Here is a 233-nt window from a genome sequence, read left to right as displayed (position 1 = left end):
CCGAGATCAAGGGCCACCGCCGCACCTACATCGGCGCCCAGCCGGGCAAGCTGGTGCAGGCCCTCAAGGAAGTGGAGGTGATGAACCCGGTGATCATGCTCGACGAGATCGACAAGATGGGCCAGAGCTACCAGGGCGACCCGGCCTCGGCCCTCCTGGAGACCCTGGACCCGGAGCAGAACGTCGACTTCCTCGATCATTACCTGGACCTGCGCATGGACCTGTCCAAGGTC

The 233-nt window shown here is 64.4% G+C and carries 1 protein-coding gene; it reads left to right on the top strand.

Annotated elements, in window-relative coordinates; genetic code table 11:
- Positions 1-233 (top strand): AAA family ATPase (locus SB725_RS34040; RefSeq protein WP_410923804.1); only part of this gene is annotated, 233 nt, incomplete at both ends.

The sequence above is a fragment of the Pseudomonas sp. SIMBA_041 genome, assembly GCF_046535095.1.
In the GTDB taxonomy this organism is placed as follows: Bacteria; Pseudomonadota; Gammaproteobacteria; order Pseudomonadales; family Pseudomonadaceae; genus Aquipseudomonas; species Aquipseudomonas mucoides.
Note: the sequence above shows the minus strand (reverse complement) of the source record. Positions and strands in the feature narration are given on the sequence as shown.